This is a genomic window from Leptospira andrefontaineae (assembly GCF_004770105.1).
Taxonomy (GTDB): Bacteria; Spirochaetota; Leptospiria; order Leptospirales; family Leptospiraceae; genus Leptospira_B; species Leptospira_B andrefontaineae.
The window spans coordinates 43,070-58,757 of record NZ_RQEY01000028.1 but is presented as its reverse complement, the minus strand read 5'-3'; the positions used below and the strand labels follow the sequence as shown (position 1 = coordinate 58,757).

The 15,688-nt window shown below is 39.2% G+C and carries 12 protein-coding genes; 9 read left to right on the top strand and 3 right to left on the bottom strand.

The genetic code is table 11. The annotated features are described in order from the left end of the window. Positions 1-388: 388 nt before the first annotated feature. Both EHO65_RS19845 and EHO65_RS19840 read left to right on the top strand, forming a co-directional pair. On the top strand, positions 389-1,687 hold the full coding sequence (locus EHO65_RS19845) for an MBOAT family O-acyltransferase (protein WP_167482070.1): 1,299 nt from the start codon (positions 389-391) through the stop codon (positions 1,685-1,687). A 12-nt stretch (positions 1,688-1,699) separates the two neighbouring features. After that, positions 1,700-2,749, top strand: a complete 1,050-nt coding sequence (locus tag EHO65_RS19840; protein ID WP_135776269.1) for a DUF1574 family protein — start codon at positions 1,700-1,702, stop codon at positions 2,747-2,749. A 91-nt stretch (positions 2,750-2,840) separates the two neighbouring features. Here EHO65_RS19840 and EHO65_RS19835 read toward each other — a convergent pair whose 3' ends face one another. Next, positions 2,841-4,268: a Kelch repeat-containing protein gene (locus EHO65_RS19835; RefSeq protein WP_135776268.1), complete on the bottom strand. Its 1,428-nt coding sequence runs from the start codon at positions 4,266-4,268 to the stop codon at positions 2,841-2,843. A 229-nt stretch (positions 4,269-4,497) separates the two neighbouring features. Here EHO65_RS19835 and EHO65_RS19830 point away from each other — a divergent pair, with 229 nt between their 5' ends. The 6 genes from EHO65_RS19830 (at position 4,498) to EHO65_RS19805 (ending at position 10,434) form a co-directional block, all read left to right on the top strand. Beyond that, a complete protein-coding gene (locus EHO65_RS19830; RefSeq protein WP_135776267.1) occupies positions 4,498-4,833 on the top strand; it encodes an ArsR/SmtB family transcription factor in 336 nt (111 codons plus the stop codon). 2 nt (positions 4,834-4,835) lie between these two features. Then, entirely contained in the window at positions 4,836-5,312 is a 477-nt protein-coding gene (locus EHO65_RS19825) for an SRPBCC domain-containing protein (RefSeq protein WP_135776266.1), read from the top strand. 11 nt (positions 5,313-5,323) lie between these two features. Then, positions 5,324-6,214: an alpha/beta fold hydrolase gene (locus EHO65_RS19820; RefSeq protein WP_135776265.1), complete on the top strand. Its 891-nt coding sequence runs from the start codon at positions 5,324-5,326 to the stop codon at positions 6,212-6,214. Between the two features lie 60 nt (positions 6,215-6,274). Next, positions 6,275-6,745 (top strand): ankyrin repeat domain-containing protein, encoded by a 471-nt coding sequence (locus EHO65_RS19815; protein WP_135776264.1) that lies wholly within the window; start codon positions 6,275-6,277, stop codon positions 6,743-6,745. A 160-nt stretch (positions 6,746-6,905) separates the two neighbouring features. Then, positions 6,906-8,450 carry a choice-of-anchor D domain-containing protein gene (locus tag EHO65_RS19810; protein WP_135776263.1) on the top strand — a complete coding sequence of 515 codons (1,545 nt, stop codon included), beginning with the start codon at positions 6,906-6,908 and terminating at the stop codon, positions 8,448-8,450. Positions 8,451-8,460: 10 nt separating this feature from the next. After that, positions 8,461-10,434 (top strand): S8 family serine peptidase, encoded by a 1,974-nt coding sequence (locus EHO65_RS19805; protein ID WP_167482069.1) that lies wholly within the window; start codon positions 8,461-8,463, stop codon positions 10,432-10,434. Here the strand turns inward: EHO65_RS19805 and EHO65_RS19800 are convergent. Both EHO65_RS19800 and EHO65_RS19795 read right to left on the bottom strand, forming a co-directional pair. After that, positions 10,431-13,406 carry a SpoIIE family protein phosphatase gene (locus EHO65_RS19800; RefSeq protein ID WP_135776261.1) on the bottom strand — a complete coding sequence of 992 codons (2,976 nt, stop codon included), beginning with the start codon at positions 13,404-13,406 and terminating at the stop codon, positions 10,431-10,433. The two genes, EHO65_RS19805 and EHO65_RS19800, sit on opposite strands and share 4 nt — an antisense overlap. Positions 13,407-13,698: 292 nt before the next feature. Further along, the gene (locus EHO65_RS19795) at positions 13,699-14,550 is read right to left on the bottom strand and encodes an NmrA family NAD(P)-binding protein (RefSeq protein WP_135776260.1); all 852 of its coding nucleotides are present in this window, start codon (positions 14,548-14,550) and stop codon (positions 13,699-13,701) included. A 130-nt stretch (positions 14,551-14,680) separates the two neighbouring features. Between EHO65_RS19795 and EHO65_RS19790 the strand changes: the two genes are divergently transcribed. Then, positions 14,681-15,586: an AraC family transcriptional regulator gene (locus EHO65_RS19790; protein ID WP_135776259.1), complete on the top strand. Its 906-nt coding sequence runs from the start codon at positions 14,681-14,683 to the stop codon at positions 15,584-15,586. The last annotated feature ends 102 nt before the right edge of the window (positions 15,587-15,688 follow it).

Sequence of the window (15,688 nt, the reverse complement as noted above, 5' to 3'; positions counted from 1 at the left end):
GAGTGATACTAATAGCTCGTGAGGCTTGACCATATTACGAAATTAAAGTAATAAATGAGTAAGACTTACTTCTTATTCATCGGTAACAACGCCAATGGGCATCGAAAGATGCCCAACATGAACATCCATACAAGATGATCAGCAAACAGATCCAATCGATTCGCAGTTATATCAATGTTGAAGTTTATTTAAAAAGCCAGAGAACTATCTCTGGCTTTTTTATTGCACACTAACAAATAATTTGAAAAAGGTTGAATACGGCTTACGTTATTATAAACAATCGCCGGTCTCGATCTCTTTTTAGGCGGAAAATTTTTTGCTCTTCAATTCACTGGATTTTTTCCTATTCCTACTAGTTGTTTTTACCGTTTACTGGATGTTGCCAAACATGTATCGAAAAGTTTGGCTGATCTCTGCTTCTATATTCTTTTACGGTTTTTGGAGTATTGGATTCCTGTTTCATTTTTTAGGAATATTAGCTTTTAATTATTTATTTTATTATTTTGCTCACGGTTCATATACCAAAATAAAAGTCTCCTTTCTCGTTTTCGTAAACCTACTCAATCTTGCGATTTTTAAATACTTAATTTTTTTCGAAACTATTTTGACTGATTTAGGATTTTCTGTCCAGGTCGCATATCCTTTGAAGGAATTTGTACTTCCTCTCGCCATTAGTTTCTATACTTTTCAGATCATAGCTTTCCACATAGATTGCTACCGCGGTGAGTTAAAAGAAAAAGTAAGTCTGGAAGACTTTTTCTTTTTTATACTTTTCTTTCCTCAGTTGATCGCAGGCCCTATTATTCGATGGGCTGAACTTAAGAGACAAATCGATCGGAATAAGTTACCTCATGCAGATTTGATACGAACTGGAAGTGTTCTTATATTTCTTGGCTTATTGAAGAAGGTTGTTATTGGAGATCAATTAGGTACGTTGATAGATCCGGTTTTTCAATCTCCTGAAAAATATAACCAAGCGGCGATCGTATTGAGCGCTTACGGTTTTGCAGTTCAGATTTACTCCGATTTTTCCGGCTATTCTGATATTGCACGTGGATTGGCCATCCTTCTCGGATTCAATATACCTCGGAATTTCGATACTCCATATTTCGCAACAACCTTGCAGGAGTTTTGGCAGAGATGGCATATCACCCTCTCTCGTTGGTTAAGGGATTATTTGTATATTCCCTTGGGCGGTAATAAGTCTGGTAAAATTAATACGTATATAAACCTTCTTTTGACGATGCTATTGGGCGGACTTTGGCATGGGGCAAATTATAATTTCTTAATATGGGGAGGCATGCACGGGTTGTTTTTAGCGATAGAGAGGCCTTTTATTGGAACTTTTCAAAAGTATTCCGAGTCTTGGCAGCTTGGAATTAGAAGTTTGATTGTATTTCATTTTGTCTGTATTACCTGGATATTCTTTCGCAGTTCGAATATAGGCGATGCAATTGTATTTTTCGAAGGATTCAGTCGAAACGTAGGTTCTAATTTAACAAATAATAGTCTTGCAGGTTGGCTGATATTTGCAGCGATAATCCTACATGCAATTGAACGCAATTATCGTAAATTGGATTTGTTAACGAAAAAGTTTTGGCTATTGCCTGCTTTTGGTGTCGCGATATTTGCCTTCTTTCCATCCACAGTTACTAACGTTATGACTTTTATATATTTTCAATTTTAAGGAGAGGTTAGAATGCGCAAAATTTTCTTTATTCTTTCTATTTCTACCTTTTTTGTTACTCTTCTTTTGCTAGATCGCCTTATCACTTCCGATCCAATTATACGGTTTGTTAGAAAACAAAAAACTATGCAGGAGAATTCTTTAGATTTATGCCGATTGAAACTTGGCGAATTGGAAAAAGCAGATAAGAAGACGGCAATTTTTTTAGGCTCTTCGCAATCTTTCTACTTTTCTACCTTATCGAATAATGTAAATGTTTGGGAGCCTGAAGCCGGAGTGAAATTAGGCATCCAGAACGGATTTGCTCTGACTGCTGTCGATTTTTTTGCGGAGATGGCGATTCTGGACGAAATTCTCGAAGCTAAACAACGACCTGATTTTATTGCTGTGGAAATTTCGCCTTTTCTAGCGAACGAATCTCTTCAAATTTTTAGATGGGATTCGAACGTATATGAAAAATCCTTTTTAGATAGGTTCTCTCAGGATGAATTACCTGTGGCTTTACGTTCTAAATTTCGCACAGGAAAGTTTTTCCACTCGCTACAATATGGAGTGAGTTTTTATAATTTGGCTACCTATTCTAAACGACAAAACAATCCGGGCTTAGATCCGAATGCAATCCAAGGAGTTTTGGAGTTCACATTATTTTCAAAAGAACAATCAGATTTAAAAGGAAAGAAAGGCGAAGAATTTTTTGAAAGAGAATATACCGAGGGTGGAAAAACTCAAGATCATTTCGGTTATTATAAAAACTTTCGAGTATGGGACGGCTTTTATGATATCTTGCTTAAACGAGTCCGGAAAATGGAAGAGTTAGGTATAAAGTATGTTCTTTGGATCCCTGCAATTCACCCTATACATGAAAAATACGTCTATAAACCTCAGGGTGTCGAAGAAAAATTCATTTCTCATTTTAAAAAAAGAATGAAGGACTTTGGGAATCTAAATGTTTTCGATGCCAGACCGTTGGGGAAAAGTTGTGATTCATGGGCTGATTCCGTTCATTTAGGTTCGGTATGTTATAAAGCTTTAGCTGATTCCTTGTATAACGCCGGAAAATAATTTTCCTTTTGTTTTTTCAAAATCAGCGCAGAAGGGCGAATGGCGCTGATTTTTTGCTTAGTCACTTTAGAATTTTAGAATATTCTTAAATTTAAGGACGGACTTTCCAGAGATCATTCTGGAATTCATTATTTCCGTTTGCATCTATACCTTGCCCGCCAAAGATCCAGATATTTCCTTTTGAGTCGGTCCATCCGTTAGATCCATAACGACCTCCGGGATAATAGCCAGTCCCTGCTTTCCCCTTTGGACCGAAGTTTCCCGCTTGGCTAACAAGATCCATCCCGCCTTTCCAGGTCCATTTTTTCCCGTCAAAGATCCAAAGATCGTTTAACTGTCCTGAGACGCCCAAAGAATCTAGTCCCGATCCTCCGAAAACCCAAACCTTTCCGTTCGGAAGTTTTCCTCCGATCGCACTAAATCGGCCCCCGATACTATTATTAGAACTCGCGACATTCTTTTTACCGTAAACTCCTGTTTGATCCGGTAAGTTAGAGCCTCCGGTCCAAGTCCAATTTGACCCATCAAACTTCCAAAGATCGTTTAACTGTCCTCCATCATCGTAACTAGCCCCACCGAATAACCAAAGATTATCTGAGGAATCAACCCAGGTTACGGATTTTCCTCTAGAAGATGGAATATTGCTGACAGAAGGGACATTGATTGTTCCCCAATTCCCGTCCCCAGGCCCCCCTGCAGTATTAGGTCCAGCTACCCAAGTCCAATTGGTCCCGTCGAATTTCCAAAGATCGTTCATAACGGAAGTAGCATTCCATGATCCGTCTAAGCCTGCATTTGCTCCGAAAATCCAAACTGTACCGGAAGAATCTATCCATCCTGCGGCCCCTTGTCTTCCTCCCGGAAAATTGCCGGAGTTTGCTACACCTTTTACGCCGTACACTCCGTTATTCTGTTTGGTATTTGGTCCCGCTATCCAGGTCCAATTAGTTCCGTCAAATTTCCATAGATCACTAAAACAATCTCCGCTGTTTATATTGCCACAACCTCCGAAAAGCCAGAAGTTTCCGGAGGAATCTACCCAAGTAGTTCCACCCATTCTTGCACCTGGATCATTTCCGGAATTTGTTATACCTTTTGTTCCGTAGGCTCCAGCTGAATTGACGTTATTCGATCCTCTCACCCAGGTCCAATTCGTCCCGTCGAATTTCCATAGATCATTCAATCGTCCGAAACCGGTGGCAGCATCTCTTCCCATACCACCGAATAACCATAGTTGATTGGATGAATCTACCCATTGCATCGCATCTTGACGCCCTCCTGGGAAATTTGCTGGGTCCGCTACTCCCTTTGTTCCATAAACAGGCAAACCGTATCCACCGCCCACGGTATCAAAAGCTCGACCGCTAACCCAAGTCCATTCTGCAGGTAATTCAGAAGGTCCATCTAAAAAAGTTATCAACGCAAGAGAGTTATTTCCGCCGCTTCCGTTAGAACAAGCGGTTAGTAAGAATATAAAAAAAACAGCATATAAGATTTTTCGACTTTGTTTAAAGATCATGAAGACATCCAAAAATTAGGTAATAAGTAATAGTATATAGATTCTTGAGAAATTTCTATTGGTACTGATACCTATACATGGAGTATAGATCCGTATTTATACGTAATTTATTGGTGGTGTTTTATGAAATACGTAGAAGAGAAACGGATCTCTCTATTACCCCGGAAAATCGATAAAAATACTTAAGCAAATACTTGACTATTTTGCTTGTATCTATATACTTAAGCAAATGCTTAACAATTCGTCCTTGGATAGGATCTTCTATGCTTTATCCGATCCGACTCGTCGCGATATAGTTGAAAGGCTTAGCAAAAAACCCGCTTCCGTAAGTGAGCTTGCGAGCCCTTTGTCGATGAGCATGGCTGCGGTAGTCCAGCATATACAAATTTTGGAAGAAAGCGGTTTGATCAAAACCCAGAAGATAGGCCGGGTGCGTTCTTGCAGAGTGGAAACGAATTCATTAGAGCTGATCGAGAACTGGCTGAACCAACGCAGAAAATTCTGGGAGAGGAATTTTGATCGATTGGGAGAATTTTTGGAAAAAAAGGAGAAGGGTAAGAAGTAAATATGGAAACACTGAAAGTCGCTCACGAAATTTTTAGTATAGAAAGAGTGTATCAATCTGATCCGAGATCCGTGTATTCCGCATGGAGTAATATAGAAGCAAAAGCAAATTGGTTTATTGGTCCAGGTGATTGGTCGGTCGTGCAAAGAAAATTGGATTTTCGAATTGGTGGAGAAGAAATATTGCATGGTCGCTTTCCCAACGGAAAGGAAACCTTATACAAAGCCCGGTTTTCTGATCTAATAGAAAACCAGAGGATCGTTTTTGTTTATGATATGATCTTAAGCGGAAAGATCCACTCAGTCTCCATCGCTTCTGCAGAAATCGAAAAGATAGATCCTTCCAATACTAAACTTACATTCACAGAGCAGGTCGCATTTTTAGACCAAACCATTGGAAGAGAAGGTGTGGCTTCCAGAAGAGAAGGTACCCTGGCGCATTTAGTAAGATTAACCGACTATCTTGAAAAGGTAAAATAAGGAGAACTCAGATGAAAATTTCGAAAATACCATATTATATTTTTATACTGCTTACAGTTGCGTCCTGTTCCTCCGGACAACCTTTTCAACTACGTGAGGTACCTTCTAAAATCACATCCGAGCCGATTGAAAAGGGTCTCGCTCCTATCAAAGATATCCAGATGTATTATGAGATCCATGGTAAGAAGGATGGGGTCCCTCTGGTCCTTCTGAACGGTGGAGGTTCCACAATAGAAGTAACTTATAGTCGGATACTTCCTCTTCTCGCACAAAATCGTAAGGTGATTGCACTAGACGAGCAAGGACATGGAAGAACTACGGATAGAAAAGGGCCTGTAAGTTTTGAAACTTCTGCAGAAGATGTGGTCGCTCTTCTGCAATTTCTAAAGGTGGAGCAAGCGGATATTTTCGGTTTTAGTAATGGTGCAAGTGTAGCTTTGAATGTGGCGATCCGACATCCGAAATTAGTCCGTAAGCTTGTATTCGCTTCCTCTATAACAAAAAGAGAAGGGGCGTATCCTATGTTTTGGAACTTTATGAAAAATGCTACTTTCGAAAATATGCCCCAAGCTCTTAAGGATGCTTTTCTGAAAGTAAATCCTGATCCTCAAAAATTGCATACCATGTATGAGAAAGATGCTGCGAGAATGCGCAACTTCAAGAATCTTAGCGATAAAGATATTAGAACTGTCGGAATTCCTATCTTGATCCTACTCGGAGACAAGGATGTTCCAAAGTTAGAGCATGCAGTTGAGATGGTCCGAATGATCCCGAAAGCAAGACTATTGATTTTGCCTGGTGGGCATGGTGATTATTTGGGAGAAGCGATCATGTCCCAAGGAAAGGATCGATACCCGGAATTGACCTCTGCTTTGGTCCAAGATTTTTTAGATTCTCCCTAAAGATAAGATCAAAATCCGGATCCAAACAGTCTATTTTCTAAATATAGATCGGAAAATAACATGCTAGATTGGATTAAAAACTGGATTGAGAATCGTAAGACGATACAAAGAGGAAAAGAATTATTTTCTAAGATCCAAAACGGAGACAAACAAGGTTTCAGAAAAATTTTGGATCTGATCCCTAATAAAGGTGAGCTGAAAGAATGTACTAAAGGACTTCTAGGTTTTTGTGCCTCGGAGATCCAAGATCCATTTTATTTGGAAACATTATTGAACGCTGGTTTGGATCCGAATCTTCCCGATGGGAATGGGATCTTTCCTATTCATAAAGCTGTGGAAAACGGAAAGATCAAACCTGTTCAGATCCTGTTGGAACATGGAGCCGATCCGAACGTTTCCGACCCGCAGGGTGTGACTCCATTACATATTTCTTATAGTTATGACGGACTCTCTGACATTTCAGAACTTCTGATCTCGAACGGAGCGGATACGGAGAAAAGAGATAATATAGGCAAGAGATATTTAATGTAATTCTGAAATTTTACGTTAGGCCATACCTCTAATGGGATAGATTTAGATAATATATCTTTCTTTATAAAATCGTAAATTTTTCTTTTACGATTGTCTTCGGCTGGCACTTTCGAGTAATAGTATATACTAATTTAGTAACTCTGAATGCTTTCAGATATATATGGAATTTTATATTAGAAACTTTTGTTTAGTAATTATACTTCTTCTTTCCCTATCGTTTTGTAGATGGGGTTCCAACTCGAAACTAATTTCTGGCCCGTTTTACTTACCCGGATCGTCGGAAGACACCGAGGAGCCCAATCCCCCAATCGAGGGAGGAAGTGGAATTTATCTTATTGATTCCATTGGAAACAAGTATCCTAGCGGATCTATATATTCCTTTGGAAATATATCTGAACTTTCGCAGTCGGCTAACATTCATTTTACAATTGCAGGTGAATATCCGGATCCTGAATATGTTCACTTACTTGGGAATCCAAGTATTGAATTCACTGGACCTTATGCTTACGGTTTCGGAATACAGGGTACCGTGCCGAACCAATTCACGAAAATATCCCAAAATCAAACTGCCGGCTTTGATATTTATTTTTTTGCTGATTCTATCGGAGCAAAGAATGCCAAACTGGTGATTCCAGTCGATGATCCAGAATTCGGTTCATATTATTTAAATTTGGTTGGAGCAGGTACGAACGTTCCCGCTCCGCGATTTCAGCTCGTAGAAGCAAGTGTGAAGTATGATGCATACAGTGCGGAAATTTATTCCTCTCCGGGAAATACGGAATCTAGGACTTATACGATCCGAAACACTGGAGAGCAGGATTTGATAATTAGCAATATCGAAATCGGTACTCAAACATCGATTTTTTCAGTTTCCGAAACTCAGTTTACGATCGCTCCCGGAAAGAGTAAGAACATTACATTTACTTTTTCTCCAACCCAATTGGGAACTCAGCAAACTTATGCTAATTTTCACACGAACGATCCGAATGCAAACCTATACTCGATTGGCGTATTTGGCTATTCATTCGCTTCTGCAAATGCTCCCATTATAGAGATTTCTTATTCGGGCGATTATGGTATGAATTTAGCTAATACCTCCAATATTGATTTTGGCGGTATAGAACCTGGACAGTCTTCCTCCACTCAAACCGTAATTTTGAAAAACTTGGGTAATACAAATTTAGACCTAACTCAAACTTCTGTCTATCTTGTTGGATTCGATATATCTGATTTCACTCTAGTCAAATCAACTCTTACTAGTTTAGCACCCGGCAAAGCGACTACTTATGGGATTAGATTTGTTCCCAAATCGGCAGGAATAAAAACGGCTACTCTGAAAATAGAGAGTCCGAACGGTCTTAAAGGAGAACAGTATAACGGGTATATCGGCTTACAAGGATCTGGTGGCAAAAAAGATGCCTATATCACTTGGTCCAATAGTAAAAATTCAGAAGTAAACTGGATTAACGGATCGTATAAAGTTTGTTATAAGAAAGGTTCTTCCTTTAATTCGGAAGAAGAGACCGGAGTAAAATGTGATGACGTTGCCAATTCTTCCGGTTTAGCTTTTACTCCAACTTTTAAAAAGATAGGAACTCTTTCTAAGGGAACTTGGTATCTTAGGATTAAATCCGTAGTGTATCGAGAACCTTATGGGAATTGGAAATCTGAATTCTCTGAGCCCAAAAAGTTCGTTGTTCAGTAGAGGTATTTATATGAAACGAATTCCCTATCTATCTTTCTTTTTTTTCGGTGTTTTTCTTCTTGGAATCGGTTTGTTAGCTCAGAATAACAATTCAAAAAAGAATGAAGTATTAGAATATTTTAAATCTATAAATCGTAATATTTTTAAAAAAGAAGCAAAAGTATCTTCAGTCTTAACAAACCCTTCACTTAATATGAGTGCAAAGAGTGATGAGATTTTAGTGAAGTTCCGAAAAGGTATCGGTTCCTTTGCAAAATCGAATATTGTCGGTTCTTTTAGTGGGAAGATGATCGGATCTGAAATTTCGAATTCTGATTTTTCCCTTGTTTCGATTGAAAAGAATATTTCTTTGCAAGATGCAATTCGTGAATATTCAAACCATCCAGATATAGAATTTGCTCAGCCAAATTATATATACAGAGCAACTGTTGCTCCTAGTGACCCTCAGTTCGTTAATCAATGGGGATTTCGTAATACCGGACAAACTATTTTTTCTGCAAATTATTTAGGTAATAATCCTGGAATTAGCGGAAAGGATATGAACATGGTTGAGGCCTGGGATAATTTCACTAAATACTGCGACGGGGTTCCTGTTGCAGTTTTGGATTCGGGCGCGAACTATAATCATGAAGATCTAACTTTCTGGAACTCCTCAAGTTGTGTTTCGGACCTAGGAGGTTATATCGGGAATTGTCCTTACGGATACGATTTCGTAGATAATGATATTTATCCAATGGATTTGAACGGCCATGGAACTCACGTAAGCGGGATTATTGGAGCTAAGATGAATGGGCTCGGCGGTGTAGGAGTCTGTTGGGGTGCTCCTATCATGGCAGTTCGCGTTTTGGATGATACAGGAATTGGAACGACAGAAAAAATAATAAAAGGGATCAATTTTGCAGTCAAGAACGGCGCAAAAATTATTAATTTAAGCTTATCCGGAACCGAATCGGACACTGCGCTTCAACAAGCGATAGCATTAGCTGGAAAGAATCATGATGCTTTGTTTGTGGTGGCTGCAGGAAATGAGTCGGAAGATCTCCGCTCAGGAAATTCGTATCCTTGCAAATTCCCGGAAAGCAATATTGTTTGTGTAGGGGCATTGGATCAATCCTATTCGTTGGCTCAGTTCTCGAATTACGATACGAGTAAAACCCATGTAGATGTATCAGCCCCGGGAACAAATATCGTTAATACTTGGGCGGGGATGGAAGTTGATGTACTTGCTAGTTCGGAATTTTCGGATTGGACATACATCAATAATTCTGGTACACCTTTCACGTATCTAACTTGCTACATTGCCTTAGATGGAGGCCCTTCACTTCCATATACTACATTACTTTTACCGAATAATTGTAATACACCTTTAGTCGGGAATGTAAATGGAGCCTACGCAAACTTGACTCATTCGCAAGTTTATAAATCAGTTACGATTAGTTCTGCCGTGGACAGGGTTTATGCCGAAATGGCTTTGACAGTCGATACTTTAGATCCGTATGATACATTAAGTTTTTATTATGGATATGTCACTAATCCTCCATTTAATATTACTTATGGTAAAATGCTCAAACAAATATCAGAGGAAATGAACGGAAGGATTGAAATTTTAACTTTGGAATTAAAGGATTGTGTCGGAAGAAGTAGATGCACTCTCGGAATGGAATTTAACTCTGGAACTCAGATCGGAAAATCGGGTGTAGCGATTCTAGGGTTGAGCATGACCACAATGGACAAAGATTATACGAATCGATATAAGGCTATAAGCGGAACTTCTATGGCAGCTCCTCATGTGGCTGGGCTCGCTGCCTTACTTCGTTACAAGAATCCAAAGTATTCGGCCGAAGATACTATCCAGGTATTGTTGAATGGAGGAAAGACGGTAACCGGTTTGGAAAACAAAACTAGATCTGGTAAAGCAGTGGATGCAGTAGGAGCCTTTAAATATTTATTTCCACCGGAAAACATAGTAGTTACGGTACCTTAATCCATTTCCAAAAGTTTTTTCAACTTTCGGATATTCTTATTCTCTGGATCGATCTCTTCTGCAGATTTTGTGAATCCGATAGCTTCTTCTCTATTTCCTAAGAGTCTATTTAGATCTGAAAGATGGACTAGATTCTGCACATTCATAGGTTGCATTTGATTAACCATCATTGCCGCTTCTAAGGATTGTGCTAAATTACCGATCCGTTTCTCCGCAATGGATAGATAATACCAAAGTTCCGCCGTGTCGGGATCCTGGGTTAGGTATTTGCTTAGGACTTTTACAGCTAACGGATAATCTTTTTCTTTAAAGCTGATCAACCCGAGTAGTTTGTTCAATTTTTGATTATTATTATCCGTTGCATAAGCATCCAGCAGAATGGAGATCGCTTTTTGAGCTTCTCCATTTCTGTATAATTCCTTTCCTTCTTTATAAAGGCTTTGTAAGACTACCTTATCTGCGAAGTCATTTCGATCTTCTCTTTGCTCAATTGAAGGTGCATTTACTTCTTGGAAACCGATTCTTAGAATGGAGAGGTCATCTATAACTTCTCCAATACTTCTGATATTCCTCTCTATGGATTTGATATCTCCGTGAGATCTTTCTACCACATCCAAGAATACATTTTCGTCTTCGTTGATTATCCTCTTCTCATTATGTACGGAGAGTAAAAGATCGTCTCTTCCGTCTGAAGCGAGTATAATCAGGTCTCCTGGATGAAGTTGGAATTTTTTCACCTTAAATTCGAATTCGGAATCCAATCCTAATTTACGAAGTTCTAATGTATCCTCTATAAAAGAGGCCTTTCCGTCCCTGTATAATACTGAGAACGGATGTTCTGCGTTCCAGTAAAACATTTCTCCCGTTTCATCGTCGATCAATGCCACGGTAGCGGAGATGACCATGGTTCCATCGAAACTTTTGAATACGGAATGAATTTCCATATAGGTTTCGGTCAGCCATTCTTCGGGAGTTTTTGAAAGAACCCTTTTGTTAGCAGCGGATCTTGCCATGATGGAGTTCATCACGACTCCCATTACCAAAGAACCACCGGCTCCTTGCATTGATTTTCCCATGGCGTCCCCGTTCATTGCCATCGTGAATTTTTTATAATTATCAGGAGTTCCTAATCTTAGATTTCCGGTTAAGCAGATATCTCCTCCTAGTTCTCCCTGCTTATTACGGAATTCGAAATATTTTTTTTGTCTGATAAGAAAGCTGGTATTAACTTTAGGAGACTTATTTGCATTATAAAAAAGAGGTTTTGCAAGCAGAGAAGTTAAGAAATAGTCTCCGTCTTGTTGGATTTTCAGTCGTTGGACTTCTTCCATTTTCTCTTGAACTTCTTTCGTACGTTCTTCTACCTTTTCTTCTAGATGATCTGCATGTTCCTGCAATTGTTCTCTTGCACCTCGGATGGAATCTACCATCGAGTTGAATGATAAGGATAAGAAACCGATCTCGTCCATGGTCTTTACAGGAACGTTTACATTCAGATCTCCATGATTCACTTTCTCCACACCGGATAACAGGTTATTAAGTGGATGGATCAAGCTGACCCTAAGTAGGATAGGGAACGCGATCAGAATAAATAGAGTTGTTCCGAGGATGATCAGGATCAACCAACGAGCTACATCGTGGATCACCTGTCTGAATTCTGCATATGCGAATCCGACCTCGTATCTTGTTTGTCCTATTGCAAAATCGTAATGTATATAAAAATTTCCCGCAACCCTAAACAGCCTGGAACCTAAAGGTAGGTCCGTTTCTTTCATTTGTTTGAGAGTGATCGTTTCTAATTCGGATTCGGATTTCCCTTTATTGAGTTTTTTATTCTTTTCGATCGCTTCTTTGAGCTGTTGATTTTTGTAATATTTTTCTCCGTCTTTAAGAATGGTTTGGTTTAAGCCATCTTTTGAATAGAGGATCTCATACTTATGGTCGAATATGCCTGAACCGACCGGACGAGAAAGTATATATCTTACATTCGGAGGGAAATTAGTATCTCCATTTCTGATCTCAGTTTTGACAGAATTCATCTCTACTAGGTTTTCTTTTTCAATAGACTTGTCTATGGAGAATAACGTAATATAACTGATCGCACCTAACGCTAATACAACGGTAACTACTGCGCTGGAAAGTATTTTTCCCATAAAACTTGTAGGTTCCGGAGAATGGTTTAGATAAGCACTTTGTATGAGGAACATAGTGCTTACCGATAGAATAAAATATACGATTGCATAAGTGTCGTAAGATAGGACTCCGGACTTATTCAATACGTTATTGTACGCATTTAGTATATTTATGAGGACGGTGACTAAAAATGCTCTGAGTGCAATTCCTTCCTTTCCGGACGGGAGAATAACCTTCATGACATTCAGGGGAAGAAAAAGAAGGGTTTTTACAAGAATACGGACAGGAAGGGCAAAAGAGTTTGAGGAAGTATTCCATTTTTGGAATATTCCTGAGTAACGGGAGAAATGGATCGTCTTTCTGATCAGAATAACTGTGCTAAGTATAAAGCAGAGAAGGATCGCAAAACTAGCTTCTTTTCCGAAGTCGAAACTGTAATGATGTGCGGAGAATAGATATATCTTCTCCCTTCCTGCGGTGTTTAAAATGAAATGGATCCATGCGACTAAAGCGATTACCAAGGTTAGTGGAATGACTATCTTGGATTCTTTCGGATAGATATTTCTAGGAAAATGATAAGAGAAACCTATGAATGCTACGATAGCGAATATCACAAAAACGGTAAGGTATCTATGATACGCTCCTAAAGGATTGAATACGGAATAGGACAGGAAATAACCGAAAAACATGGTCCCATATCCCGCATACATTATAAGTAGATAATATGTGGGCAGTGTTTTGCTTTTCTTGAATATCAAGAATCCACTCAGGACGACAGTTAAAAGGAATAAGGAGAAAACTCCGCTTGCATGATGGGAGAAAAGAATGGAGGCGTCCATATCGGACTTGTTAGATTTTGCATAAACGACTAAATGTCAAGAGGATTCCTGAATACATGATAAATAGCAATAGATGAGATGACTTATTCTTGATTTTTATCGAGCGTTTGATCGACAAAAGAAAATCATTTCAAATGTGTTTCAAAATTTACTCTAAATTGCTATATGCACTAAGGCTTTCGTACTATTTTCCTGTTTCGACTTTTTATAATTAGGTGAATTTATAGTTCTATAAGAATCGCTCGACCTCGATTGAACCGAAGATCAGATCAAGGTCGAACAAGCGACGGTTTTAGTTTAACCAAACCTTTTTGTTTTGTTCTGCATATTCATCAAAAGAGATAGGATCCTTTCCTGTAATCTCCCGAACGGTATTTAGTATAGGAGAGGAATGGCCTTCTTTCAGCGCACCTGCGATGAATACCATAAAACTTGCATAGTCTTCGGGAACACCGGCTTGTAAAAGGCCTGTCTTAAATTCTTCCGGGCTGATATCCGCATAACTCACTTTCAATCCGGTATGTTTAGAGATTTTTTCCGCTACTTCTCCATGAGTGAGAGCTTCCTTCCCGGTTAATGTAATACCTTTTCCGTTGAACTCGTCATTCAAAAGAGCTGAGACCACGGAAGAGGATATATCATCCGTGTGAATAAAGCTGGTTTTAGCATTGCCTGCAGGGAAAGATATCTTCTTATCTTTTAATATTCCCGAAAGCCAATATGTTTGGAAGTTCTGCATGAACCAATTCGGTCTTAAGATCGTGTAAGGAACTCCGGAGTTTTCCAAACTGATCTCTAATTTTCTGAATGGGGCCTCGGGAGGAGCAAAGTCTACTCCCATTGCACTCATGAGGACTACCTTTTTTAAGGAAGAAGTTTGGGCTTTTTCAAACCAAGGGTTTAATACTGAATATTGGTCCGTGTATCCCGGCGGTGAAATGAAGAAGGCTCTCTCCACTTTTTCCAAAATTTCAGTTCCTTTATTAGGTTGGGTTGCATCTGCAAATACCCAATGTAGTCCTGGACGTTTTTTACCAGCATCTGGATTTCTAGTTCCTGCATACACTTCATGGCCTAAACCCAATAGTTTAGAAATTACGGAACTGGAGATCTGTCCTGCTCCGCCATAAACGAAAATTTTCATTTGATTTATTCTCCTGTAACTTTGAATGATACAAGATGTCTCGAAATTAGGCTATGTCTCAGGATCTAAAAAACATATCCAAGAGTATAAATGAATCGACTTTTGGATATTATAGCATATTCTTAAAAGTATGGATATTCTTTCTGAAATATTGACAAATGCCGGTTGGAAAGCGGACCTTCTCGCCAGGACCTCCCTATATAAACCTTGGGGGTTTCGTTTTCCGTGTGAAAGAAGCGGAGGATTCCATATTATTTCCCAAGGTTCCTGTTATGCAAGGATCAAGGGAAAATTGATACATTTAGAAAAAGGAGATATTCTTTTTGTCGCAAAAGGTTTGGACCATGAGTTGGTATATTCTCCAGATGATAAGGTGGTAGATATTGCAAAGTTCAGAGATATGTCCGAAAAACAAAAGAAGTCCGAAAAAATCCCTCTAACCACATTCGTTTCCGTTCGTTACGAGGTTCCTGAAGCAGCACAACATCCATTCTTCTTGGAACTTCCGGATTTTATTTTAGTAAAGTCATCCGATGTTTTGGCCCATCATCCGTTAAACACCACTCAAGTATTGATCTCACAGGAATTGGATTCAGGCATTGGTTCGGATCTGATACTGCAAAGATTAACCGATATTCTTCTATACTACGTAATCCGACATTGGCTGGAGACTCATCCTACTTCTTCTCCCGGCTGGCGAAGCGCTTTTAAAGACGAAAAGGTCTTAAGAGCATTAGAGGCATTGCATAGAAAACTTTCTTATCCTTGGACCTTGGAAAAATTATCCAGATCAGTTGGAGTCTCGAGGGCTTCCATTGCAAATCGATTCAGAGATGTTTTGGGATGTACTCCAATGGACTATTTGGCAAAATTAAGAATGGATAAGGGAAAAACTTTGATGGCAGCGGAGAATTTTACCTTAGAGGAAATTGCAAGGACGGTGGGTTATTCTTCTGCGTTTGCTTTTTCCAAAGCTTACAAAAGGATCCATGGTCTTTCTCCTAGAAACTCGGAGCAGGAAAGGTTGGGAGCATAGTTTCATTTTCGAATGGAATCGTTCTAAGTGCGGGTTCTACTATAACCGGTTCTAATCTGGAAACAATCTTCTTGACGGAAAGCGGTTTTGAGATTCTTTTTA